This is a genomic window from Pseudomonas sp. FFUP_PS_473 (assembly GCF_002858665.1).
In the GTDB taxonomy this organism is placed as follows: domain Bacteria; phylum Pseudomonadota; class Gammaproteobacteria; order Pseudomonadales; family Pseudomonadaceae; genus Aquipseudomonas; species Aquipseudomonas defluvii.
Genome location: NZ_PJQQ01000020.1, coordinates 1 through 24358 on the forward strand (window position 1 = coordinate 1; position 24358 = coordinate 24358).

22 protein-coding genes are annotated in these 24358 nt (G+C 58.5%); 19 read left to right on the forward strand and 3 right to left on the reverse strand.

The features are described from left to right. Nucleotides 1–276: 276 nt before the first annotated feature. Nucleotides 277–1497: a CaiB/BaiF CoA-transferase family protein gene (locus CYD26_RS14920; RefSeq protein WP_102052968.1), complete on the reverse strand. Its 1221-nt coding sequence runs from the start codon at nt 1495–1497 to the stop codon at nt 277–279. Nucleotides 1498–1512: 15 nt separating this feature from the next. Then, a complete protein-coding gene (locus CYD26_RS14925; RefSeq protein ID WP_065761868.1) occupies nt 1513–2694 on the reverse strand; it encodes an acyl-CoA dehydrogenase in 1182 nt (393 codons plus the stop codon). Nucleotides 2695–2853: 159 nt separating this feature from the next. On the opposite strand from CYD26_RS14925, the gene CYD26_RS14930 reads away from it, so the two are divergent. The 19 genes from CYD26_RS14930 to lptE all read left to right on the forward strand — a co-directional run bounded on the left by CYD26_RS14930 (nt 2854) and on the right by lptE (nt 23059). Then, complete coding sequence (locus tag CYD26_RS14930) at nt 2854–3771, forward strand: LysR family transcriptional regulator (RefSeq protein WP_102052969.1); 918 nt, start codon at nt 2854–2856, stop codon at nt 3769–3771. A gap of 416 nt (nt 3772–4187) precedes the next feature. Next, on the forward strand, nt 4188–5309 hold the full coding sequence (locus CYD26_RS14935; protein ID WP_102052970.1) for a Re/Si-specific NAD(P)(+) transhydrogenase subunit alpha: 1122 nt from the start codon (nt 4188–4190) through the stop codon (nt 5307–5309). An 11-nt stretch (nt 5310–5320) separates the two neighbouring features. Beyond that, entirely contained in the window at nt 5321–5638 is a 318-nt protein-coding gene (locus CYD26_RS14940) for an NAD(P) transhydrogenase subunit alpha (protein WP_042127705.1), read from the forward strand. Nucleotides 5639–5640: 2 nt separating this feature from the next. Then, nucleotides 5641–7077, forward strand: a complete 1437-nt coding sequence (locus tag CYD26_RS14945; RefSeq protein WP_099773252.1) for an NAD(P)(+) transhydrogenase (Re/Si-specific) subunit beta — start codon at nt 5641–5643, stop codon at nt 7075–7077. Between the two features lie 180 nt (nt 7078–7257). Next, the gene (locus CYD26_RS14950) at nt 7258–8751 is read left to right on the forward strand and encodes an acetyl-CoA hydrolase/transferase family protein (RefSeq protein WP_065761290.1); all 1494 of its coding nucleotides are present in this window, start codon (nt 7258–7260) and stop codon (nt 8749–8751) included. A gap of 321 nt (nt 8752–9072) precedes the next feature. Further along, nucleotides 9073–9288 (forward strand): DUF1127 domain-containing protein, encoded by a 216-nt coding sequence (locus CYD26_RS14955; protein WP_065761291.1) that lies wholly within the window; start codon nt 9073–9075, stop codon nt 9286–9288. Between the two features lie 310 nt (nt 9289–9598). Further along, the gene (locus CYD26_RS14960; RefSeq protein WP_099773251.1) at nt 9599–9916 is read left to right on the forward strand and encodes a DUF2388 domain-containing protein; all 318 of its coding nucleotides are present in this window, start codon (nt 9599–9601) and stop codon (nt 9914–9916) included. Nucleotides 9917–10037: 121 nt separating this feature from the next. Beyond that, nucleotides 10038–10331, forward strand: coding sequence for a DUF2388 domain-containing protein (locus tag CYD26_RS14965; RefSeq protein WP_099773250.1), 294 nt, complete (start codon nt 10038–10040; stop codon nt 10329–10331). Between the two features lie 27 nt (nt 10332–10358). Then, nucleotides 10359–10679 carry a DUF2388 domain-containing protein gene (locus tag CYD26_RS14970; protein ID WP_065761294.1) on the forward strand — a complete coding sequence of 107 codons (321 nt, stop codon included), beginning with the start codon at nt 10359–10361 and terminating at the stop codon, nt 10677–10679. Next, nucleotides 10676–12634 (forward strand): DUF4105 domain-containing protein, encoded by a 1959-nt coding sequence (locus CYD26_RS14975; RefSeq protein WP_102052971.1) that lies wholly within the window; start codon nt 10676–10678, stop codon nt 12632–12634. The genes CYD26_RS14970 and CYD26_RS14975 overlap by 4 nt, the downstream gene beginning before the upstream one ends. A gap of 322 nt (nt 12635–12956) precedes the next feature. Beyond that, nucleotides 12957–14264, forward strand: a complete 1308-nt coding sequence (locus tag CYD26_RS14980; RefSeq protein ID WP_102052972.1) for a CitMHS family transporter — start codon at nt 12957–12959, stop codon at nt 14262–14264. Nucleotides 14265–14336: 72 nt separating this feature from the next. Continuing rightward, the gene (locus CYD26_RS14985; RefSeq protein WP_065761297.1) at nt 14337–15107 is read left to right on the forward strand and encodes a TerC family protein; all 771 of its coding nucleotides are present in this window, start codon (nt 14337–14339) and stop codon (nt 15105–15107) included. 220 nt (nt 15108–15327) lie between these two features. After that, nucleotides 15328–16986, forward strand: a complete 1659-nt coding sequence (locus CYD26_RS14990; protein ID WP_102052973.1) for a Na/Pi cotransporter family protein — start codon at nt 15328–15330, stop codon at nt 16984–16986. A 32-nt stretch (nt 16987–17018) separates the two neighbouring features. Then, nucleotides 17019–18398, forward strand: a complete 1380-nt coding sequence (locus CYD26_RS14995) for a pitrilysin family protein (protein WP_102052974.1) — start codon at nt 17019–17021, stop codon at nt 18396–18398. Between the two features lie 98 nt (nt 18399–18496). Continuing rightward, on the forward strand, nt 18497–19519 hold the full coding sequence (locus tag CYD26_RS15000; protein WP_102052975.1) for a DUF5924 family protein: 1023 nt from the start codon (nt 18497–18499) through the stop codon (nt 19517–19519). Between the two features lie 43 nt (nt 19520–19562). Further along, entirely contained in the window at nt 19563–20708 is a 1146-nt protein-coding gene (locus tag CYD26_RS15005; RefSeq protein ID WP_102052976.1) for an ABC transporter permease, read from the forward strand. Next, nucleotides 20705–21499: an ABC transporter ATP-binding protein gene (locus tag CYD26_RS15010; RefSeq protein WP_065761302.1), complete on the forward strand. Its 795-nt coding sequence runs from the start codon at nt 20705–20707 to the stop codon at nt 21497–21499. The genes CYD26_RS15005 and CYD26_RS15010 overlap by 4 nt, the downstream gene beginning before the upstream one ends. Nucleotide 21500: 1 nt before the next feature. Continuing rightward, entirely contained in the window at nt 21501–22439 is a 939-nt protein-coding gene (locus tag CYD26_RS15015; RefSeq protein WP_102052977.1) for an MlaD family protein, read from the forward strand. Then, nucleotides 22436–23059 carry an LPS assembly lipoprotein LptE gene (lptE, locus tag CYD26_RS15020; RefSeq protein ID WP_102052978.1) on the forward strand — a complete coding sequence of 208 codons (624 nt, stop codon included), beginning with the start codon at nt 22436–22438 and terminating at the stop codon, nt 23057–23059. The genes CYD26_RS15015 and lptE overlap by 4 nt, the downstream gene beginning before the upstream one ends. Here the strand turns inward: lptE and CYD26_RS15025 are convergent. Next, the gene (locus CYD26_RS15025) at nt 23041–24270 is read right to left on the reverse strand and encodes a nucleoside recognition domain-containing protein (protein WP_102052979.1); all 1230 of its coding nucleotides are present in this window, start codon (nt 24268–24270) and stop codon (nt 23041–23043) included. The two genes, lptE and CYD26_RS15025, sit on opposite strands and share 19 nt — an antisense overlap. Between the last annotated feature and the right edge of the window lie 88 nt (nt 24271–24358).

Genomic DNA, 24358 nt, shown 5'->3' on the forward strand with positions numbered 1-24358 from the left:
CCACTTGACTCGCTTCGATCTCTCGTTAGCGGGAGGCGAATTCTACAGCGTTTCAACTCGCTGTCAACCACCTTTTTCACCGCTGCCGATCTATTCGACCGAAGCACTTCCAGCACCCTCCTTAAACATCTAACTCGTTGATTACCAAGGAGTTTTCCGTTTCGACTGCGCCGGAAGAGGTGCGCATTATAGAGAGATGAAACGGGACGTCAAGGGTTAATTCCAACCTTTCTCAAAACAACCCAAAACGCCCCTCTATATAGAAGGGCGCAAACACTACAACACGCCAGCAGTGCGCAAGCGCTGGATCTCATCCGCTGTCAACGCCAATACCTCAGAGAGAATCTGATCAGTATGCTCACCCAGCAATGGCGGCGCATTGCGATACTCGACTGGCGTCTCCGACAGCCGAATAGGGCTCGCCACTTGCGGCACACGCCCAGCCAAGGGGTGGGCCAACTCAATGGCAAGGCCCCGAGCCTTCACCTGAGGGTCCTCGAACATCTTTGCCAGGTCATTGATTGGCCCACAAGGAACACTGGCCTGCTCCAGCAAGCTGATCCATTCAGCTGTGGTCTTGAATACCGTTACCTGACGAATCAAAGGAATCAACTCGGCGCGATTCGCCACTCTTTGCTTGTTAGTCGCAAATCGTGGGTCATCCGCCCACTGAGGCTGCCCAGCCACTTCAGCGAACTTGCGAAACTGACCATCATTACCAACCGTAAGGATGAAGTCGCCATCCGCCGTGGGGAAGTCCTGATAAGGCACGATATTCGGATGCGCATTACCCAGCCGACGGGGCGCCACCCCAGTAGTCAGGTAATTCATTGCCTGATTGGCCAGGCAGGCGACCTGTACATCAAGCAACGCCATATCAATGCGCTGCCCACCGCCACCGTGCTCACGGTGGGCGAGGGCGGCCAGTATCGCAACAGTCGAATAAAGCCCGGTGAGGATGTCGGTGAGGGCGACCCCAACCTTCATCGGACCAGCTCCTTCTTCACCTTCAGGACGGCCGGTCAGGCTCATGAGCCCACCCAACCCCTGAATCATGAAGTCGTAACCCGCACGCTTGGCGTAAGGGCCGGTTTGCCCGAAGCCAGTAATAGAACAATAGATAAGGCTAGGATTGATCGCCTTCAGGCTTTCATAGTCGAGGCCATAGGACGCCAGCCCGCCCACCTTGAAGTTCTCGATGAGAATGTCCGATTTAGCTGCCAGCTCACGCACCAAGCGCTGACCTTCAGGCTGAGTGAAGTCGATGGTCAGCGAGCGCTTGTTGCGGTTGGCAGACAGGTAATAGGCCGCCTCACTGGTATTCTCACCCCGCGCATCCTTGAGGAAGGGCGGCCCCCAGGCGCGGGTGTCATCACCCACACCGGGGCGCTCCACCTTGATCACCTCGGCCCCCAGGTCCGCAAGGATTTGCCCAGACCACGGCCCAGCCAATACTCGCGACAGATCCAGCACCCGCAGATGAGATAGCGCGCCCATGGTCTGGCTCCCTGATTAGTAGAACGCCTGAATGCCGGTTTGCGCACGCCCTAGGATCAAGGCATGCACGTCATGGGTCCCTTCATAGGTGTTGACCACTTCAAGGTTGACCAGATGCCGCGCAACACCGAACTCGTCGGAGATGCCATTGCCGCCCAGCATGTCGCGCGCCATACGGGCGATGTCCAAGGCCTTGCCGCAGGAGTTACGCTTCATGATCGAGGTAATCTCAACCGCGGCAGTACCTTCATCCTTCATCCGCCCCAGACGCAGGCAACCTTGCAAGGCGAGGGTGATCTCGGTCTGCATGTCGGCCAGTTTTTTCTGGATCAGCTGGTTTGCGGCCAACGGACGACCGAACTGCTGACGGTCGAGGGTATATTGCCGCGCGGTGTGCCAGCAGGCTTCAGCGGCGCCCAGTGCACCCCAAGAGATCCCATAACGCGCCGAGTTCAAGCAGGTGAAGGGGCCCTTCAGGCCACGCACGTCGGGGAAGATGTTCTCTTCGGGAACGAACACATTGTCCATCACGATTTCGCCAGTGATCGACGCGCGCAGACCCACCTTACCGTGAATGGCCGGCGCACTCAGGCCTTTCCAGCCTTTTTCCAGGACGAAGCCTCGGATATCACCGGCATCATCCTTGGCCCAAACCACAAACACATCAGCGATAGGGCTGTTGGTGATCCACATCTTGCTGCCAGTCAGGCTGTAGCCACCCTCGACCTTGCGGGCACGGGTGATCATCGAGCCTGGGTCAGAGCCATAGTTGGGCTCAGTCAGGCCAAAACAACCAATCCATTCACCACTGGCCAGCTTGGGCAGGTACTTCTGCTTCTGGGCTTCAGTACCAAACTCGTTGATCGGCACCATCACCAGTGACGACTGCACACTCATCATCGAACGATAGCCGGAGTCGATTCGCTCCACTTCACGGGCGATCAAGCCGTAGCACACGTAGTTGAGGCCACTACCACCGTACTGCTCAGGAATGGTCGCACCGAGCAGGCCGATTTCTCCCATCTCACGGAAGATCGCAGGATCCGTCTGTTCGTGACGAAAGGCTTCCAGTACACGCGGTGCCAACTTGTCCTGAGCAAACTGGAAAGCACTGTCACGCACCATGCGCTCTTCTTCAGTGAGCTGCTGATCGAGCAACAGGGGGTCGATCCAGTTGAAGCTTGCTTTGCCAGCCATGGGCGAATCCTCAAGAAATGGGTTCAGGTTTTTTGTCCTTTGATCCTAGGCCGGAAAGCCCAGAGGGACAAACGAGGATTGCGCATAAACTTGTGATAATTTTTCACTCCGTAATGGAAAAAAGCCCATTCCTGCGTTCTATTAGTGAGATCAACGTATATGAGGCGCAAGATACCCAGCACCACGGCCCTGGTTTGCTTTGAAGCAGCCGCGCGCCACGAGAGCTTTACAAAGGCGGCCCAAGAGCTGTCCCTGACGCAGGGTGCCGTCTGTCGACAGATAGCGGGGCTGGAAGACTTCCTCAATGTCGAACTGTTTCGCCGTTCACGCCGCGGGGTAAAACTGACCGAAGCAGGGCTTTCCTATAGCCGTCGGGTAGCGACACAGTTGGATGCCGTAGAGCGCGACACGTTGTCGGTCATGGGCCAACAGGGGGCCAATGTCATTGAACTGGCCGTGGTGCCAACCTTTGGCACCCAGTGGTTGCTGCCTCGCCTGAAGGAGTTTCAGCACCGCCATCCAGAAGTCACCGTCAACTTGACCAACCGCACGCGGCCCTTTCTGTTCGCCGATACGCATTTCGACGCGGCGATCTATTTCGGCGATGCCGACTGGCCAGGTACACAGTTCCACCGCCTGATGGGCGAGAACCCGGTCCCGGTATGCAGCCCGGCACTGCTCGGCGCCCAGCAACAGCTCACGGCGAAGACCATCGCCAGCCTGCCTCTGCTGCAGCAAACCACCCGACCATATGCTTGGCGACAGTGGTTTGACAGCCTGAACATGAATGTTGCTCGCGACATGACGGGGCCACGCTATGAGCTATTCTCGATGCTTGCCCAGGCTGCGATACATGAAATGGGCATAGCACTGATACCGCCATTTCTGATTCAGCGCGAGCTGGCAGAAGGGCGCCTGGTTATCGCCAACCCCCATGCACTGTCGAGCATCAAGGCCTATTACCTGATGATTCCCGAGCGCAAAGTGGAGTCTGCGTCATTGCGCGCCTTCCGCGACTGGCTGGTAGAACAAGCCCGCAACTACATCGCCAACCACAGCGAGAGTGTTCGAAATTAACTACGTAGTGCAATATTCTGAACACCTACAAATATACGTAAATGTCGCAATTAGTTAAAACCTACCAACACCCTCGTAAACACCCCTTAACCCTGCTGTTTACGTGGCTTTGACGCTATAAATAGGGTGCAATTTCTCTCCCACAGTGATTTCAACGGAAAATTTTCAAATTTTGCCGTAATCTCCCTGAAGCCCACGGCTGGCGGGCTGAAGGCCGATTGTTGCGACATACGGTCACAGGGTGACTTGTAGTTTGTTTATCGTCACCCTTCAAAATCTGTTGAAGCGATTCAGGATCGCCAGCAAAATGCCCAGCCCCGCCTGAATTCACGCGGGATCGTGCTGATCGGCCGCCCCAGACGCACCATCCGTAGTGCACTGGTTTACTAACAAAAGATCACGCAGGAGAAATTGACGTGCACATTGGTGTTCCTCTCGAAACGCAGACGGGCGAGACACGCGTCGCTGCAACCCCGGAAACCATCAAAAAACTGATTGGCCAGGGTCACCAGGTCACCGTTCAAAGCGGCGCTGGGGTTAACGCCAGCGTACCGGACAGTGCCTACGAAGCAGCAGGCGCCACTATTGGCAGCGCTTCCGATGCGTTTGGCGCACAACTGATTCTGAAAGTTGTGGCGCCCAACGATAGTGAACTGGGTCAGATCAAGAGCGGTTCCGTGCTGTTGGGTATGCTCAATCCCTTCAACAACGATGTCATCGCCAAGATGGCCGAGTGCGGCATTACAGCCTTTGCCCTGGAGGCGGCCCCGCGCACTTCCCGTGCGCAAAGCCTGGATGTGTTGTCGTCACAGGCCAACATCGCCGGTTACAAGGCTGTCCTGCTGGCAGCGCACTATTACCCACGCTTCATGCCGATGCTGATGACCGCTGCCGGTACGGTAAAAGCCGCACGCGTGCTGATTCTCGGCGCAGGTGTGGCCGGGCTGCAGGCAATCGCCACAGCCAAACGCCTGGGTGCGGTGATTGAGGCTTCGGATGTACGGCCTGCCGTTAAAGAGCAGATCGAATCGCTCGGCGCCAAGTTCATTGATGTGCCGTATGAAACCGACGAGGAGCGCGAATGCGCCGAAGGCGTTGGCGGCTATGCCCGACCAATGCCGGCGAGCTGGATGCAACGCCAGGCCCTGGCCGTGCATGAGCGCGCCAAACAGGCCGATATCGTCATCACCACCGCACTGATCCCCGGCCGTAAGGCACCCACGCTGCTCAGCGCCGAAACCGTTGCGCAGATGAAGCCGGGGTCGGTGGTCATCGACTTGGCGGCGGCTCAAGGCGGTAACTGCCCGCTCACGGTTGCCGATCAAGTGGTTGTTGAAAACGGTGTGACTATCGTCGGGCCAACCAACCTGCCAGCAATGGTCGGCGCCGATGCCTCGGCGCTCTATGCACGCAACCTGCTGGACTTCATGAAACTGCTGTTCGACAAGGATGGCCAGTTCACGATCAACCTCGAAGACGACATTGTCGCCGCGTGCCTGATGTGCCGCGACGGTCAGGTCATCCGCAAGAACGGATAAGGAGCACGACAATGGAAGACATGCTGATTTCCCATGGCGTCTACAACCTGATCATCTTCGTGCTGGCCATCTATGTCGGTTACCACGTGGTCTGGAACGTCACCCCGGCGCTGCATACCCCATTGATGGCGGTTACCAACGCCATTTCCGCCATCGTCATCGTTGGCGCAATGCTCGCCGCAGCCCTGACGGTAACCCCGCTGGGCAAGATCATGGGCACCCTCGCGGTCGCCCTGGCAGCGGTCAACGTGTTCGGCGGTTTCCTGGTCACCCGGCGCATGCTGGAGATGTTCAAGAAGAAAGCAGCGAAGGCAGAGGGGCAGAAGTAAACATGAGCATGAACCTGGTAACACTTCTCTACCTTGTCGCCTCGGTATGTTTCATCCAGGCCCTCAAAGGCCTGTCGCACCCGACCACGTCGCGCCGCGGTAATCTGTTCGGCATGCTCGGCATGGCGCTGGCCGTGGTCACCACCATTGGCCTCATCTACAAGTTGGGCGCGGAACTGGCGACTGCCGGTATTGGCTACGTGATCGTAGGCCTGCTGATTGGCGGTACTGCGGGTTCGATCATGGCCAAACGAGTAGAAATGACCAAGATGCCCGAGCTGGTCGCGTTCATGCACAGCATGATCGGCCTGGCTGCGGTATTCATTGCCATTGCGGCAGTGGTTGAACCGCAATCGCTGGGCATCGTCAGCAGCATCAGCGAGCCGATCCCTACCGGTAACCGCCTGGAGCTGTTCCTCGGTGCAGCCATCGGTGCAATTACGTTTTCCGGTTCGGTCATCGCCTTCGGCAAGCTCTCCGGCAAGTACAAGTTCCGCCTGTTCCAGGGCGCACCTGTGCAGTTCAGCGGTCAACACAAGCTGAACCTGATACTGGGCCTGACCACCATTGGCCTGGGCCTGGTCTTCACCTTCACCGGCAACTACAGCGCATTCGCCCTGATGTTGATCCTGGCGTTCGTAATGGGCGTGCTGATCATCATCCCGATCGGCGGTGCCGACATGCCGGTAGTGGTGTCGATGCTCAACAGCTACTCGGGCTGGGCGGCAGCGGGCATAGGCTTCTCGCTGAACAACTCGATGCTGATCATCGCAGGTTCGCTGGTAGGGTCTTCGGGTGCGATCCTCTCGTACATCATGTGCAAAGCGATGAACCGCTCGTTCTTCAACGTAATCCTCGGCGGCTTCGGCGGGGCAACGGACGCTGCTGGTCCGGCTGGAGCGAAGGAGGCCCGCCCAGTGAAGTCCGGTTCGGCAGACGACGCCACCTTCCTGCTGAGCAACGCCGACACGGTCATCATTGTGCCTGGCTACGGCCTGGCTGTTGCGCGTGCCCAGCATGCCCTCAAGGAACTGACCGAAAAGCTGACCCATAATGGCGTTACCGTTAAGTACGCGATCCACCCGGTAGCCGGTCGGATGCCTGGACACATGAACGTACTGCTGGCCGAAGCCGAAGTGCCTTACGACCAGGTCTTTGAGATGGAGGATATCAACTCCGAATTCGGCCAGGCCGACGTGGTGCTGGTGCTGGGTGCCAACGACGTGGTCAACCCGGCGGCGAAGAACGATCCAAAGTCACCCATTGCTGGCATGCCGATCCTCGAAGCCTTCAAGGCCAAGACCATCATCGTCAACAAGCGCTCCATGGCCAGTGGTTATGCAGGCCTGGACAATGAACTGTTCTACCTCGACAAGACCATGATGGTCTTCGGCGACGCCAAGAAAGTCATTGAAGACATGGTCAAAGCCGTCGACTGACCCCGAGGCAAAACCACAGAAGCCCCAGCGCGGTTCGGCTGGGGCTTTTTGCTGCCCGATATCACCGACAAAAGGCCCTGTTTATAGCCCGGGCATTCGACCTTGGTCGTGGGACGAACCCTTTCTAAATCACTAGACTGGAGGCCTAGCTTTAGTAGCCCGAGATCGAGATAACAATCCATGTACCGTGATCGAATTCGCTTATCCTCCCTGCACAGCAAAGTAATGAGTGCGGCTGATGCCGCTGGCCTGATTCAGGACGGCATGACCGTCGGCATGAGCGGTTTCACCCGTGCCGGTGAAGCCAAAGCCGTTCCTCAAGCGCTGGCCGAACGCGCCAAGAATTCGCCGCTGAAGATCAGCCTGATGACCGGCGCCAGCCTGGGCAATGATCTCGACAAGCAGCTCACCGAAGCTGGCGTACTCGCTCGACGCATGCCGTTCCAAGTTGATAACACATTGCGCAAGGCCATCAACGAAGGCCAGGTGATGTTCATCGACCAACACCTGTCGGAAACGGTTGAGCAACTGCGTAACCAGCAGCTCAAGCTGCCAGACATCGCGGTTATCGAGGCCGTGGCGATCACCGAGCAAGGCCATATCGTTCCGACCACGTCCGTGGGTAACTCGGCCAGCTTCGCGATTTTCGCCAAACATGTGATCGTCGAGATCAACCTGGCGCACAATCCGAACCTGGAAGGTCTGCACGACATCTATATCCCGACCTATCGTCCAACCCGTACACCGATCCCGCTGGTTAAGGTTGACGACCGTATCGGTAGCACCGCGATCCCGATCGACCCGGCAAAAATTGTCGCCATCGTTATCACTGACAAGCCAGACTCCCCGTCCACGGTACTGCCGCCGGACAGCGAAACTCAGGGCATCGCCAACCACCTGATCAACTTCCTCAAGCAGGAAGTTGATGCCGGGCGCATGACCAACAAGCTTGGCCCGCTGCAGGCCGGTATCGGCAGCATCGCCAACGCAGTAATGTGCGGTCTGATCGACTCGCCGTTCGAAGACCTGACCATGTACTCCGAAGTACTGCAGGACTCGACCTTCGACCTGATCGACGCAGGCAAGTTGAACTTCGCGTCGGGCAGCTCGATCACCCTGTCGAGCCGCCGCAATGCCGACGTGTTTGGCCACCTGGAGAAGTACAAGGACAAGCTGGTACTGCGTCCACAGGAAATCTCCAACCACCCTGAAGTGGTTCGCCGCCTGGGCATCATCGGTATCAACACTGCACTGGAGTTCGACCTGTACGGCAACGTCAACTCGACTCACGTCTGTGGCACCCGCATGATGAACGGTATCGGTGGCTCCGGCGACTTCGCACGTAACGCCCACCTGGCGATCTTCGTGACCAAGTCCATTGCCAAAGGCGGCGCGATTTCCAGCGTTGTTCCAATGGTCAGCCACGTCGACCACACCGAGCATGACGTCGACATTCTGGTCACTGAGCAGGGTCTGGCCGACCTGCGCGGCCTCGCGCCACGTGAGCGCGCCCGCGTGATCATCGACAACTGTGTGCATCCGGACTACCGCGAAGCGCTGAATGACTACTTCACACGCGCCTGCGAGCGCGGTGGTCATACCCCGCATATCCTGCGTGAAGCCCTGTCTTGGCACGAAAACCTGGAAGAAACCGGTCGCATGCTCGTCGGTTAATCCCTAGCGCAGCTGTTCAGTTGGTGTGGCGCAATGCACGCCAGCTGAACAGCTACAGCGCACTAATCAATAAAACTGTTCTACTGTACCGGTTATTTTCCGGGAATTTCCTCGCTTTTACCCCCCTCCCCAAGATCAATCGCACCATACCAGTGCAGACCGGTACAGTTGCGTCAATTTCGAGTGCAACAGTCCTCTAAAACAGTTAACTGGACCATCACAATCCATATGAACTGTATCTAGAGGAATCGACCGAAGAGGAGGATCATTGGCATCAGTTAAATCACTACCTAATGCCGCCATAAGCGGAAGGATGACATCATGGAACGTACCCTCAGTTCCGATCTGGTTTTTGAAAACAGCGCCGAAAAATCCAACGCTTCCTTGCCGCTGCGTTTGCTGTCGAACCTGTTGCTGTGGCAACGCCGTATCTCCAGCCGCCACCAGTTGGCTCGCCTGGATTCGCGCCTTCTGGCCGATGCTGGCATCAGCGAAGCACAACGCTACGAAGAGCTGAGCAAGCCTTTCTGGCGCTAATGCAGGGCTCGCCGGCCACGCCGGCACCTCGAATTTATCAAAACCCGTCGCAGGAGACTGCTGACGGGTTTTTTCGTTCTGAGGCCCGGGCTAGAGCGCCTGCAGCGCAGACATGCACAGTTATAAAAATATTAAAAACGACAGATACAGTTTCATCTAGGAGTTCGAGATACAGATACCGCGCAACGAAATGGCACGGTAACGGTCCTATTGCTAAGAACGCTGGTTCCCCACGTACGCCTCGCAGGTTGCGTCGTCGTGGTACGCTTAAACAGCTACCCAATACTGCTCTCTAAAGGAGATAGACCTCATGTTCCGTTCACGCATGCTTGGCACCGCGCTGATGCTGGCCCTGGCTTCGACAGCCAATGCAACCAGTTTCGTCGTCACCACCGATACCGTGGTTCGGGGCTTAGGGGCCTCCACCGACGCCACCTCCGATGTCACCTCATCCTTCCGTGACGATAAAATCGTTCGTGCTGCCCGTGACGACGCTGCCAGCTTCGTTGCCAGCCAAGGCGAAATCCGCGGTGTAAAACTGGAAAGCGCACTGGCGCATATCCGCCAACAAACACCGGCACTTCAAGCCAGCGACGCAGAGTTGGCACAAGCCATTCTGGCCATTTGACCGTGATTGGAGTCCGGCACAGTTATGTAACAACATGCAAAACAGCCGGACTCTTCAGGCTGGTTCAGACCGACGCATTGGGATAGCCTTTGCCGCCTGATTCACCAGCCCCTAGAGAACCATGCGTTATCCATTATTGCTGTTGCTTGCGTTGTGCTGGGCCGGCACCGTCCAAGCCCTTGACCTGACCACCCAGAGTCTCGTCGCCAGCGGCTATGCCACCAGCAAGGTCACCTCGGCACCCTTCGACCGTAAATTGATACTGGCAGCCAAGGACGATGCGGCAGCATTCGTCGCCAGCGCCGGCATGTTGCGCGGTGCTCACCTGCAGGCTGCGCTGGACCGACTGCGTGAAACTCACCCCAAACTTCATGCCAGCGACCTTGAACTGGCGCAGGCAATTCTCGTCCAATGACCACACCTGTATTACCGGAGATGTTCCATGCGTAACCCGCTGATTGCCGCCACCCTCGGCCTAATGCTGATGGCCGACCTGGCCCAGGCACACACCCTGGTGGCCACCAGCAACATTATCGTTCGTGCATTTGGCCGCTCGATCGACTTCACCTCCGACACGACAACGTCTATCCGCGACGCCAAAGTAGTCCGCGAAGCCCATGACGATGCCGCCAGCTACGTCGCCAGCAACGGTGAAATCCGCGGTGCACAGCTCGAAGCAGCGTTCGATACCCTACGCCAGCGTGTTCCTGAGGCACGTGACGCCAGCGACCAAGCCCTGGCCGAAGCTATCCTGGCCCTGTGAACCCCATGCGTGCCTGGCTGCTGGGCTGCGCACTGACGCTGCTCGCTCCCCCCGTGTTAGCGGATCTGCAACTGGTCCTCGAACACGATGGCCTTGATCCGCAACAACAAAGGGCCAGCCAGGCATTGTTGGATGAGGCGCTGCAAGCGCTTCCACCACAGTTCAAATCCCGGCTGGATCGACGTATCGACGTCAGCTGGAGCACAAAGATGCCAGACGAGGCTTATGGGCAGGCCTCGCTGGTGTCCAGCCTCGAACTCAATCGTCGCTTGCTGCCAAGCCTTGTGGACGGCACCGCTGCGACTACGAAGACGGATCGACCACACGGCACGGTACGTCAGGAGCTGCTGGCGACCGTACTGCATGAACTGACCCATCTGTATGATCGTGCCCGCCTATGGCCCACAGCCGAGCGCAAAGAGATCCAGGCCTGTACCCGGTATGCGTCCAGCAAAGGCGAGGTTGGCCTTCCAGACGGCTGCCGCGGACAAACCAAACGCCGCTTTACCCTCAGCGATGACCCTCGTCTGCTGGACCTTGCCGGCTGGCCGCAGTACGTCGGCCGACGCGGAGAGCGCGAACAACACAATCGGCAAATCGCCCGCAGCCCAGATAGCTACGAGCTGAGCAGCCCGAAAGAATTCATTGCGGTCAACATGGAGTACTTTCTCCTTGACCCAAGCTATGCCTGTAGACGGCCCGCACTGCACGCCTACCTGCAAGCGCACTTTGACTGGGCCCCGGCACATCCGACTTGCCAACAGACATTACCGTTCCTGAATGCAGGAAACGATTTTGCCCGCCAACCGCTGGGCCAGATCGACCCGGAGCGGGTCTATGCGGTCGATTACCTGCTGGCCGAGGCCAACCAGAACTGGGTCAGCCGCTGGGGGCACAGCATGCTGCGCCTGGTAATCTGCGCCCCTGGCAGGCCACGTGGCCCTGACTGCCGGCTGGACCTCGACCAGCATCTAGTGCTGTCTTACCGAGCCTTCGTCAATGATGTGCAACTCTCCAGTTGGGGCGGCCTGACGGGTGCCTATCCCTCCCGCTTGTTCATCCTGCCCTTGGGCCAGGTGATCGATGAGTACACCAAGACCGAACTGCGCAGCCTGGCTTCAGTACCGCTCAAGCTGGATCGATCCGAGCTGGAGAGCCTGGTGCGCCAGGCCGCGGAAATGCACTGGAGCTACGACGGCAACTACTATTTCCTTTCCAACAACTGTGCAGTCGAAACACTCAAACTGCTGCGCAGCGGCACGGGCAAGCAACAGCTGGCGGGACTGGACAGCATCATGCCCAATGGCTTGCTGGAAGTGCTCAACGGACGTGGCCTGGCGGATGTCAGCGTCCTCGACGATCCGCGTGAAGCCCTGCGCCTGGGCTACCGTTTCGACTCCTATCGAGACCGATATGAAGCCATGTTTCAGGTATTGAAGAAGCACCTGCCCGTTGCCCAGGACAGCGTTGAGACCTGGCTCGAACAACCCGCGCAACAGCGCCAGCAATGGTTCGACCGAGCGGACCTGCGCACCAGTGCCGCCCTGTTGCTGTTGGAGCAGGCGAGCCTGCGGCGCCAACTGCTGCTGGCTCAGGATGAGGTCAAGCAGCGCTATCTCAGCGGTCGCGCATTAAATGATGCAAGTGTGGCCAGAGCGAACGGCACGTTGCAGCAGATACTTGCCAACAGTGGCTTTCTCAGTCGCCCGGCCGAGTTGATCGACAGCAAGGGTTATGGCGTGCCACAGGCAGCCGAACGCCAACAACTGGAACAGACCAGCGGCCAGCGCCAGCAACAGCTGCAACACCTTACCGCAGCCCTCGATAAAGAGGTCAGGGCGTTGCTCGAGCCGTCACGCGCCGCCGAGATTGCAGCGGTTGAAGCCAACATCGATCAGATTGGCAAACACCTGCGCGAGCTACACAAGGCTGCCGGCGGCTTGCAGCTCCCCTGAGACCAGCGCAGAGCCCCAGCGTGGCAGGCACCTTCATGGCCCATGGGTCATTCAACCCACGCCGTTGGTCGTCTTTCAGCCTGCGAAAGCTGGCTGAAAGCTTTCGCTTTTAGCATCAGCCCACCGCCGGCATTAGACCGGTCAGCCGGTGTACCTGAGATTCAGCGTACATCAGGCCAATTTAACAACAACAATGGTGATTCTGATGTCCTTCTACGCCCGCCTTGCGACTCCACGCCCGCCGAAAGTCCGAACGCTGCTGACCGCACGCTGATTCGTCCGACTCGATTTTCCCACGACGCGCCACGCCTGGAGTACTCCCATGCTGACCTTCCTCGGCTTTGCCATGGTCATCACCTTCATGTACCTGATCATGACCAAACGCCTGTCGGCGTTGATTGCATTGATTCTGGTTCCAATCCTGTTCGCACTGTTTGGAGGCTTCTCCAGCAAAATCGGCCCGATGATGCTGGAAGGCATCAGCAAACTGGCGCCAACCGGCGTCATGCTGATGTTCGCCATTCTCTACTTCGCCCTGATGATCGACTCCGGCCTGTTCGACCCGGCCGTACGCAAGATCCTCAAGCTGGTCAAAGGCGACCCACTGAAAGTCTCCGTTGGCACCGCCGCGCTGGCCTTGGTTGTTTCGCTCGATGGTGACGGTGCCACCACTTACATGATCTGTGTTGCCGCAATGCTGCCGCTGTACAGCCGTCTGGGCATGAACCCGCGAATCATGGCTGGCTTGATCATCCTGGCGGGCGGGGTCATGAACATGACGCCATGGGGTAGCCCAACGGCCCGTGCTGCCAGTGCATTGCACGTAGACCCTTCGGATATTTTCGTGCCCATGATCCCGGCCATGCTGTTCGGCGTCTTGGCGATCCTCGCCATCGCCTACCTGTATGGCAAGCGCGAACGGGCTCGCCTCGGTGAACTGCACTTGCCGGGGGACGAGATCAATCACAGCGAGATCAGTGTTTCGCAATTCCCCGATGCACGTCGGCCCAAGCTGCTTTGGTTCAACGGGGCCCTGACCTTTGCCCTGATGGTCGCCCTGATCGCCGGCATACTGCCGTTGCCGGTGTTGTTCATGATCGCGTTCAGTATTGCCATGGTGGTCAATTACCCATGCCTGCAACAACAGAAAGAGCGTGTCGCCGCACATGCCGGCAGCGTGCTGGCCGTGGTCGGGCTGATTTTTGCGGCAGGTATTTTCACCGGTATTCTCTCTGGCACCGGTATGGTTGAAGCCATGTCAAAGAGCCTGCTGGCCGTGATCCCGGAGGCCATGGGCCCTTACCTGGCGGTGATCACAGCAGTCGTTAGCATGCCATTCACCTTTTTCATGTCCAACGACGCCTTCTACTATGGCGTACTGCCGGTACTGTCGGAGGCTGCCAGCCACTACGGTATCTCGCCGGTGGAGATGGCCCGCGCGTCGATCGTCGGGCAGCCCGTACACCTGCTAAGTCCACTGGTACCCTCAACGTACCTGCTAGTGGCACTGGCCGGCATTGAATTTGGCGACCACCAGCGATTCACCTTGAAATGGGCAGTACTGGTTTGCCTGTGCATAATGTTGGCTGCGTTGCTGATGGGAATTTTCCCACTGTTCAGCAACCTTTAAGACTACAGATCCAACCACTGCGATCACGCTCTTTGCCCGGGTGCATCGCATTCAACGATTGAAGGAATACACATGGAATGGCTGACCAACCCAGAGATCTGGGTTGCCTTTTTTACTCTGACGGCCCTTGAGATCGTTCTCGGCATCGACAACATCATCATGATCTCGATCCTGGTCAGCCGCATGCCCAAACACATGCAGCCACGTACCCGGATCTTCGGTCTGGCACTGGCCATGGTTACTCGGATCATGTTGCTGCTGTCGATCACCTGGGTCATGCGCCTGACCAATGACTTGTTCGAAGTATTCGGGCAAGGGATCTCTGGACGCGACCTGATTCTGTTCTTCGGTGGCCTGTTCCTGCTCTGGAAAAGCTCTCAGGAGATCTTCCACGGCCTGGAAGGCGAGGATGAAACACACGAAGAACCTGCTGGCAAAGGTGGCCAGTTCCTCTACACCATCATCCAGATCGCGATCATCGACATTGTCTTCTCTCTGGATTCGGTGATTACAGCCGTCGGCATGGTTTCCCATGTGCCGGTAATGATCGCGGCAATCATTGTCGCCGTGCTGGTGATGATGCTCTGCGCTGGCGCCATCAGCGAATTTATCGACAAGCACCCATCACTGAAGATGTTGGCGCTGTCGTTCCTGATCGTGGTGGGTACCGTGCTGATCGCCGAGTCGTTCGATGTGCATGTACCAAAAGGCTATGTCTACTTCGCCATGGCGTTCTCGCTGGCGGTAGAAGCCATCAACATCCGTATGCGTACGGCGATAGCAAAAAAGAAACAGCAACAGAACGATCCCGTGAAACTTCGCAAGGACATTCCGGGTCAGTAATCCTGGTGCGGTTATGAAAGGGCCCCACGCGGGCCCTTTTTCATGCTCCAGCCTGAGGGTTTAGTTTCAAGCCTGTGCAGGCTATGCGATGCTGGCGCCAGGGCTTCTAGCCGACTAACGCTTAAGTGAGTACTGGAAAAGAACCGCCTGCAACCAGGCCAGGCTCACGGCATCATCCACTTGCCTCCTTTGGGGCACATTCAACAGGGGGCCTTTTCACATGCTGACCCTGCTCAATTTGCTGTCGGCCGTGGCCTTGCTGATTTGGGGCACACACATCGTGCGTACCGGCATTCTGCGCGTGTACGGCTCCAACCTGCGCCGGGTGCTGAGCCAGAACATGGCCAGACGCCCGTTAGCTTTCATTGCCGGTATTCTGGTCACCGCCCTGGTGCAAAGCAGCAACGCCACGGCCATGCTGGTGACATCATTCGTTGGGCAAGGCCTGATGACACTGACCCCGGCACTGGCGATCATGCTGGGTGCCGACGTCGGCACAGCCCTGATGGCCCGCGTACTGACATTCGACCTGTCCTGGCTGTCACCCCTGCTGATCTTTCTTGGCGTGATTTTCTTCCTGTCGCGCAAACAGACCCGAGCCGGCCAGTTGGGACGCGTCGGCATTGGCCTTGGGCTGATCATCCTGGCCCTTCAACTGATTGTCGAAGCAGCGGCGCCGATCACTCATGCCCAAGGCGTAAAGGTGCTGTTTGCCTCGCTGACCGGCGATATCTTGCTCGACGCTCTGGTCGGGGCCCTGTTTGCCCTGGTGTCTTACTCCAGCCTGGCGGCCGTACTGTTGACGGCAACCCTGGCGGGTGCAGAACTGATCAGCCTGCCTGTCGCCATCGGCCTGGTGATTGGCGCCAACATCGGTAGTGGCCTGCTGGCCTTTCTCAGCACCAGTATGCAGAACGCTGCAGGTCGCCAGGTTGCTCTGGGCAGCCTGCTGTACAAGCTGATCGGGCTGCTTCTGATCATTCCAGCATTAGGCCCGCTGGTGAAATGGATGGACAGTCTGAATTTCAGTCCTCAGGAACTGGTGATCGGTTTCCACCTGCTCTACAACAGCGTGCGGTGCCTGTTGATGCTGCCGACTGTGAAGCCCATGGCAAGCGTGTGTAGCTGGCTGTTGCCACTTCGCGAGGAAACTAACGGCCATGCCCAGCCCCGTCACCTGGATCCCACCGCACTCGCCACCCCCAGCCTGGCACTGGCCAACGCGGTACGCGAAACCCTGCGCATGGGTGATCTGGTCGACAGCATGCTTGATGCCATGCTCGGCGTTCTGCGCGGTACCCAAACGGCAATGACCCAACAGATGCGCAGCCTGGGCGAAGATGTTGAGGGGCTCTACAACGCCATTAAACTGTACCTGGCGCAAATGCCCCGCGAAGACCTGGGCGAACAAGACAGTCGACGCTGGGCGGAAATCATCGAATTGGCAATCAACCTCAAGCTGGCCAGCGATCTGATCGAGCGCATGCTGCGCAAGGTGCAGCAACAAAAGACCGCGCAGCGCCGTGAATTTTCCGAGGTTGGCCTGGAAGAATTGACGGGGCTACACACTCAGTTGCTGGCCAACTTGCGCTTGGGCCTGTCGGTGTTTCTCAGCGCCGACCCGGAAAGTGCGCGCCAGTTGTTACGGGAAAAACGTCGATTCCGCGCCCAGGAGCGCCGCCTCGCACACGCCCATGTCAGCCGACTGCAACGTAAAGTGGTGCAAAGTATCGAAACCAGTTCGTTGCACCTGGAACTGATCGCCGACATGAAGCGCCTGAACTCGCTGTTCTGCAGTAGTGCCTATGTGGTATTGGGTGGCTCAGACACTGATGCCCTGTTGATCGATAGCGTACCTGACGACGCCCATTCGCCTTGAACGATCCAAGAACTCCCGCAAGGAAGCTCGCCATGCGTTGCCTGTTGTTTGTTTGCCTACTGTTGGGTTGCATGCCCAGTTTCGCCCTTGATCGCTCCCAGGTAGAAGGTTACCTGCTGCCCAATGGCCTGCAGGTCATACTCAAGCCGGGTTATGAACGCGACCATGTGTCGATCCGCCTGGTCGTGGGCGTCGGCTTCGACGATTTCCCATGCGACCGCCGGGAACTGCCGCACCTGCTGGAACACCTGTTGTTCAGCGGTATCGACGACAGCGGCGAGGGTGGTCTCGAGGAACGCATGCAAGCGCTTGGTGGCGAGTGGAATGCTTACACCAGCAGCGCCGACACGACCTTCGTAATCGAGGCGCCGGCCCGCAATCAACGCAAGGTCCTTGATCTGTTGCTGGCGATTCTCAGCCAGACTCAGCTCGACGAGAATGCACTTGAACTGTCGAAAAAAATCGTCGAACGCGAAGATGGCGGGCATTACTCGCACCTGCAACGCTGGCTCGACCGTCAGGACCTCGGCCACGGTCCCAGCGAACAATTGGCAGTTGAACTGGGGCTTACCTGCGCTGAGCGCTCCGCTATAGACGACCTGACACTGGAAGAGGTCGATGACGTGCGTGCGCACTGGTATGCGCCCAACAACATGACCCTGATCATGGTCGGTGGCCTCGACCGCCTGCTGCCGGCCTATCTGGAACGGACCTATGGCCAGCTCGACCCGGTCGACCCCAGCGAGCGACGGGGCCTGGAGACCGTTGTACACAAGGCCGAAGCAAAGCGCGTGCTGACCAGCGGGTGGCTCGGTAACAGCGCCAAACTGCACTGGATGTTCCTTGAGCCAGTACTTGAGGGTGACAGCGAGCAGACGTTCAACCTGCTACAACGCTACCTGGACTGGGCGCTGTACAGCGAACTACGCCTCAAACACAGCCTGTCCTATGGACCCTTCAGCCAGCGTGAAATGCTCGGCAATAGCAGTGTAATGAGCCTGAATGCCGACCTTGATCGCGAGAGCGTCGATGAAGCAGAGGTGCTGCTCCAAAAATTGATCGAGCGACTGCGTCAGAATGGGCTGGATCCTGCAACGTTTGAACGCATCAAACAGGCAGCCATCGACCGTGAAGCCTGGACCACTCAGGGTAATGCAGCCTTGGCCGACTACTACTGGAGTGCATTGAGCGCTTATGCCGATGGGCGCTTTGCAGACCCGGTAAGCAAGTTGCGCCAGGTCAGCCTGGAGGATACCAACCAGGCCATGCGCCAACTGTTTGCCGACCCTGGGTACCTGCGCATTGAAAAGCCGGCGTTGGGTTACGAAAGCATTTACCGCCTGTTGGCCGGGTTGCTCGGGCTGATCCTGCTGGCTGGGTTTGTCTGGCATAAACGCCGCCGCGGCCAATAGGCGCGACAAAGGCCCTCTCAAGGGGGATGACAACAAGCCATTACGGATAAACAGCGTTATCCTGTGCGGGTTTTTACCTGACTTCAGCGAATACCCGCATGCCTCACGTCATCCAGCGCCTGATCGAACTGTTCAAGCGCTACCCAGGGGTTATTGCCCTTGGCGGTTTCATTTCCGGTATTGCCAGTTTCATTCTGGTCGACCGCCAAGCAGGCCTGGCCAGCTGGATTGCCATTCTGATGCTGGTCAGCTGGGTCTGGCTGATGCTGGAGAACACCTTCACCCAGCTGTTCGCCAAGGTCTTCAAGCGCGAAATTCCGCAGCCACTGCTGCGCTATGCCACGCAGATGATCCACCAGGAAAGCCTGTTCTTCGTACTGCCGTTCTTTTTCATCACCACAACCTGGAACAGCGGCCAACTGGTATTCACCGGGCTACTGACCGCAGCCGGGCTGATTTCGATCATTGATCCGTTGTACTACAAGTGGCTGGCGCCACGGCGCTCACTGTTTCTTGCTCTGCACACCCTGACCTTGTTCGCGGCGCTGCTTACTGCGCTGCCCATCATCCTGCACCTCACCACAGCACAGAGCTTCAAGCTGGCACTGGGTGCGGCCATGCTGCTGTCGTTCCCCAGCCTGGCCAGCAGTTTTCCGATCAACCACTGGCGCCGCGCGGTCATGCTGGTAGCCGTGACCCTGGCCGTAGGTGGCAGCGGTTGGCTACTGCGCTCGTGGGTGCCGCCTGCCACGCTATGGCTGAACGATGTCGCGATAAGCACCGAGGTGCAAAACCGCACCCCCGGCGCCAGCCTCAAGCAAGTGAGTGCCAGTCAGATCCGCAGCAGCGGTCTGTATGCCTACACAGCGATCAATGCCCCACGAGGCTTGAATGAGCGGATCTACCATGTCTGGCAGTTCAACGGCAACGAGGTCGACCGCATCGCGCTGGACATTCATGGCGGGCGCAAGGAAGGCTACCGCGCCTGGACCCACAAGCAGAACTTCCCGAGCAACCCCATCGGGCGCTGGCAGGTGAGGGTGTTGACCGAAGATGGTCAGGTCATCGGCGTGCTGCGCTTCCGGGTAGTTGACGACGGTCAAGCGAGCACCGCTCAGTAGCGCTATGCTCTGAGGCTGCGCATTGGAGCGCCTCTCGGATCACATGGAGCTTATGACCAGTACTGCCAATGCCACCTTGGACACCACCAGCAGCCCAGCTTGTCTGCGGATCACGGGTGACTGGACGCTGGCCAACTACGCCAGCCTGAAGCAGCACACTGCAAGCCTGGCAGGGCAGTACGACAGCACAACGCGGATCGAGCTTGATCAACTCGGCAAGCTGGACACCGCAGGTGCCGCACTACTGGTCGAGTTGCTGGGCACCCAGCGCCTGGCCCAACTGACCGAAACCGCCACACACTTGCCAGCGGCCAACCGCGCCCTGCTGAAAACGGTCTACTGCTCGCTGCAAGACTACTGCATACCGGTGAAAACACCCGAGCGGAACGTGCTGATGCAACTGCTTGAACGCATCGGTCGTGCCGTCGATACCCTCAAACAAGATACCCTGCACCTGCTCGGGTTCGTTGGCCTTATTCTCGCCACCTTCGGACGCCTGCTGTTACAGCCAAAACGCTGGCGGCTCACCTCGGTGGTCGCACACATTGAGCAAACCGGCCTTAACGCCGCGCCGATCGTCGCACTGTTGACCTTTCTGGTTGGCGCCGTGGTGGCCTTTCTTGGGGCAACAGTGCTGGTCAAGTTCGGCGCCAGCATTTTTACCGTCGACCTGGTGGCGTTCTCTTTCCTGCGAGAGTTCGGTGTGTTGTTGACCGCCATCCTGATGGCGGGGCGTACCGCGAGTGCGTTCACTGCTCAGATTGGCTCGATGAAGGCCAACGAAGAAATCGATGCCATTCGCACGCTGGGGCTGGACCCCATCGAGATTCTGGTCATCCCACGGGTGCTGGCCTTGTTGATTGCACTGCCACTACTCACTTTTCTTGCAATGCTCTGCGGCATCGTCGGCGGCGGGCTGGTTTGCGCCTTGTCCCTGGACATCTCGCCGGCCATGTTCCTTTCGATGATGCAAAACGACATCGATGCAAGACACTTTCTGGTCGGGTTGGCCAAGGCCCCGTTTTTTGCCTTCCTGATCGCTGCAATTGGTTGCCTGGAAGGCCTCAAGGTCTCCGGCAGTGCCGAATCGGTAGGTGCGCACACAACCTCCAGCGTGGTTCAGTCGATCTTTGTAGTCATTGTGCTCGATGCCATTGCGGCCCTGTTTTACATGGAGATGGGCTGGTGAGTACGCCACCACGCGAAACCGTGATTGAAGCCCGAGGCCTGTGCAATCGCTTTGGCAGCCAGAGCGTGCATGAACACCTCGACCTCGATTTGTATCGTGGTGAAATCCTTGCGGTGGTCGGTGGCTCAGGCAGTGGCAAATCCGTCCTGCTGCGCAGCATCATCGGCCTGCGGCGTCCCGACGAAGGCGATGTAAGGGTGTTCGGGCAGCACCTGAACCAGTTGGACGAAGCGCAGCGCTCCCAGGTCGAACGACGGTTTGGCGTACTGTTCCAGAAAGGGGCCTTGTTCTCCTCGCTGACGGTCACTGAGAACGTCGCCTTGCCGCTGATCGAACATGCCGGCCTGTGCCGCGCAGATGCCGAACAGCTCGCGGGCGTCAAGCTGGCTCTGGCCGGGCTGCCCTTGTCGGCCGCAGACAAGTACCCGGCCTCTCTTTCTGGCGGCATGATCAAGCGCGCAGCACTGGCACGGGCACTGGCCCTGGATCCCGATATCCTTTTTCTCGACGAACCTACCGCAGGGCTCGACCCTATTGGTGCGGCGGCCTTCGACCAATTGATCCTGACCTTGCGTGACGCCTTGGGCTTGAGCGTGTTTCTGATCACTCACGACCTGGACACCCTCTACACCATCACCGATCGCGTCGCGGTGCTGGCACAGAAAAAAGTACTGGTTGCCGCGCCAATCGCTCAAGTTGCCGATACCGAGGACGCCTGGGTTCAAGACTACTTCCATGGCCCCCGTGGCCGTGCGGCCTACCAGGCCGCCACAGCGCTCAAGGAGGATTGAGATGGAAACCCGTGCACACCATGTATTGATCGGGCTGGTCACCGTGCTGGTCGTGGCTGGCGCCATGCTGTTCGGCCTGTGGCTGGCCAAATCCAGTGTCGATAACACCTTCAAGGACTATGAAGTGGTGTTCAACGAGACCGTTTCCGGCTTGTCCAAAGGCAGTTCGGTGCAATACAGCGGGATCAAGGTTGGCGATGTCATCAACCTGCGCCTCGACCCAAAGGATCCTCGCCGTGTACTGGCTCGCATCCGGCTGAGCGCCGACACACCGATCAAGGAAGACACCCAGGCCAAGCTGGCCCTGACCGGTATCACCGGTACCTCGATCATCCAGCTCAGTGGCGGTACGCCACAGAGCCCAGCATTGGAAGGGGTAGGGCACAAACTCCCGGTGATCATTGCCTCGCCATCACCGATTGCACGTCTTATGAGCAACAGCAATGACCTGATGAGCAGCATCAACCAACTGCTGCACAATGCTAACCAGCTGTTCTCCGAAGAGAACGCTGCACGGTTGAGCAATACCTTGGCGCATCTGGAGCAAACCACCGGCTCGGTTGCCGAGCAGCGCGACGACATTCGCCTCGCCATCCAGCAATTGGCACAGGTAAGCAAGCAGGCCAGCGCCACGCTGGAACAAACCAGCCAACTGATGCGCAACGCCAATGGCCTGCTCAGCAGCCAGGGCACACAAATCGTCGGTAATGCCCAACAAGCAATGCAGTCGCTGGCCAGCAGTACCACAACCCTCAACGCCATGCTCAACGACAATCGCGAAGCCATCAATGAGGGGGCGCAGGGCCTGCATGAACTGGCACCAGCCATTCGAGAACTGCGAGACACCCTGACCGCGTTGAAGGCAATCTCCCGGCGCCTGGAAGCCAACCCCAGTGGCTATCTGTTGGGCCGTGACAAAAACAAGGAGTTCGAGCCATGAAGCGTAACCGCCTGGTACTGGCATTAGCGCTAAGCCTGAGCAGTGCCTGCTCGATTCTGCCCCAGGCCGACCCATCAGATGTCTACCGCCTGCCGACCCACCAGGTCCAGCACGGCACCAGCGACGTTGCGCCACTAGACTGGTCGCTGCGTATGAACAAACCGCTCACCAGTGAAGTGCTGAACAGCCCGCGTATTGCCGTGGTGCCTCAAGGTGATCTGATCAGCAGCTACAAGGGCGCCCGCTGGAGTGACCCGGCGCCCACGTTGCTGCGCAACCGCATGCTCGATGCTTTCCAGCGCGATGGTCGGGTACAGCGGCTCAGCGCTGACGATAGCAACCTGCAAGCCGACTACGAGCTGGCCGGCGAGCTGCAATCGTTCCAGAGCGAGTATGGCGCGCAGGGCCTCAACGTAGTGATCCGTTTTGATGCGCGCCTGGTACAAGGGCGCACCCAGCGAATTTTGGCCAGCCAACGCTTCGAGGTGCGTCAACCGCTAAGCGATAAACAGATACCCGCTGTCGTCGAAGGCTTTGGCCAGGCCAGCGACCGGCTGATGGAGCAACTGGTTGATTGGACCGTGCGCCAAGCCGCACAAGCTCAGGCAAAGAACCAGTAGCAGACGCCAATGGCCGCCAGCACGCCGGCCAATTCGGCGAGCAGCGCACAGCCCACAGCATGTCGGGCCCGCTGGATACCCACTGCGCCAAAATACACGGCCAGTACATAGAATGTGGTTTCGGTGCTGCCCTGAACCGTGGCAGCCACCAACGCAGGGAAACTGTCTACCCCATGGCTTTGCATGGTCTCGATCAACATCGCGCGGGCAGCACTGCCAGAGAATGGCTTGACCAGCGCGGTCGGCAACGCATCGACAAAGCGGGTATCCCAGCCAAACCAGTCAACCGCATAGCGAATACCGTCCAGACCGAACTCAAGGGCTCCAGAGGCACGCAACACGCCAACGGCGCAGAGCATTGCCACCAGATAGGGCAACAGGCTTTTGGCGACGTCAAACCCTTCTTTGGCGCCCTCAACGAAGGTTTCATACACCTTGACCCGCTTGAACCCGCCAATCAGCAAAAAGAGCATGATCAGTCCGAACAGGGTCAAGTTGCCCATGATTGACGAGAGGGTCGCCAGGGCTGTAGCCGAAAGCCCAGCCAGCAGCGCCATGAACCCACCGAGCAGCAGCGCGCCAGGCACCAGGTAGGCCAGGACCACCGGGTCCCATAGCCGCAGGCGTTGCATGACCGCCACAGAAAGCAGGCCGACCAGCGTTGATGCACTGGTCGCCAGCAGGATCGGCAGGAACACCAGCGTCGGGTCCAGCGCCCCCTGCTGTGCGCGGTACATGAAGATGGTGACGGGCAACAACGTCAGCGAAGAGGCGTTGAGTACCAAAAAGAGAATCTGCGCATTACTGGCGGTAGTTGAGCTGGGATTGAGCTCCTGTAGCGCCCGCATGGCCTTGAGCCCGATCGGCGTGGCTGCGTTATCCAGGCCCAAGCCGTTGGCGGCAAAGTTCAGGGTGATCAAACCCAATGCCGGGTGGCCGGGGGGAACCTCCGGCATCAGGCGCTGGAACAATGGGCCTAGTACTTTGGCCAGCCATTCGACCACACCGGCTTTCTCGGCAATTTTCAGAAAGCCCAGCCAGAGGGTGAGGGTACCAAACAGCAACACCATGACCTCGACCGACAATTTGGCCATGGCAAAGATGCTCTCGACCATGGCGGCAAAGATCCCGGCGTTGCCGCCCACTAACCATTGCGCCAGCGCCGACACGGCAGCGACCACGAAAAATCCAAGCCAGAGGCCGTTGAGCATCAGTTATTCCCCCACACAGTGGGCCGAATGATAGCGGGCCAGGCTGGGGGCACGCCAGAAAAGCAAAAGCCCCGACACGTCGGGGCTT

Coding starts and splice junctions, on each gene's coding strand:
- CYD26_RS14985 (WP_065761297.1), top strand. CDS start 14,337: ATGGAATGGCTGACCAACCCAGAGATCTGGGTTGCCTTTTTTACTCTG.
- CYD26_RS14990 (WP_102052973.1), top strand. CDS start 15,328: ATGCTGACCCTGCTCAATTTGCTGTCGGCCGTGGCCTTGCTGATTTGG.
- CYD26_RS14970 (WP_065761294.1), top strand. CDS start 10,359: ATGCGTAACCCGCTGATTGCCGCCACCCTCGGCCTAATGCTGATGGCC.
- CYD26_RS14940 (WP_042127705.1), top strand. CDS start 5,321: ATGGAAGACATGCTGATTTCCCATGGCGTCTACAACCTGATCATCTTC.
- CYD26_RS15005 (WP_102052976.1), top strand. CDS start 19,563: ATGGAGCTTATGACCAGTACTGCCAATGCCACCTTGGACACCACCAGC.
- CYD26_RS14950 (WP_065761290.1), top strand. CDS start 7,258: ATGTACCGTGATCGAATTCGCTTATCCTCCCTGCACAGCAAAGTAATG.
- CYD26_RS14930 (WP_102052969.1), top strand. CDS start 2,854: ATGAGGCGCAAGATACCCAGCACCACGGCCCTGGTTTGCTTTGAAGCA.
- CYD26_RS15015 (WP_102052977.1), top strand. CDS start 21,501: ATGGAAACCCGTGCACACCATGTATTGATCGGGCTGGTCACCGTGCTG.
- CYD26_RS14965 (WP_099773250.1), top strand. CDS start 10,038: ATGCGTTATCCATTATTGCTGTTGCTTGCGTTGTGCTGGGCCGGCACC.
- CYD26_RS14980 (WP_102052972.1), top strand. CDS start 12,957: ATGCTGACCTTCCTCGGCTTTGCCATGGTCATCACCTTCATGTACCTG.
- CYD26_RS15025 (WP_102052979.1), bottom strand. CDS start 24,270: ATGCTCAACGGCCTCTGGCTTGGATTTTTCGTGGTCGCTGCCGTGTCG.
- CYD26_RS14920 (WP_102052968.1), bottom strand. CDS start 1,497: ATGGGCGCGCTATCTCATCTGCGGGTGCTGGATCTGTCGCGAGTATTG.
- CYD26_RS14925 (WP_065761868.1), bottom strand. CDS start 2,694: ATGGCTGGCAAAGCAAGCTTCAACTGGATCGACCCCCTGTTGCTCGAT.
- CYD26_RS14960 (WP_099773251.1), top strand. CDS start 9,599: ATGTTCCGTTCACGCATGCTTGGCACCGCGCTGATGCTGGCCCTGGCT.
- CYD26_RS15000 (WP_102052975.1), top strand. CDS start 18,497: ATGCCTCACGTCATCCAGCGCCTGATCGAACTGTTCAAGCGCTACCCA.
- CYD26_RS14955 (WP_065761291.1), top strand. CDS start 9,073: ATGGAACGTACCCTCAGTTCCGATCTGGTTTTTGAAAACAGCGCCGAA.
- CYD26_RS14945 (WP_099773252.1), top strand. CDS start 5,641: ATGAGCATGAACCTGGTAACACTTCTCTACCTTGTCGCCTCGGTATGT.
- CYD26_RS14995 (WP_102052974.1), top strand. CDS start 17,019: ATGCGTTGCCTGTTGTTTGTTTGCCTACTGTTGGGTTGCATGCCCAGT.
- lptE (WP_102052978.1), top strand. CDS start 22,436: ATGAAGCGTAACCGCCTGGTACTGGCATTAGCGCTAAGCCTGAGCAGT.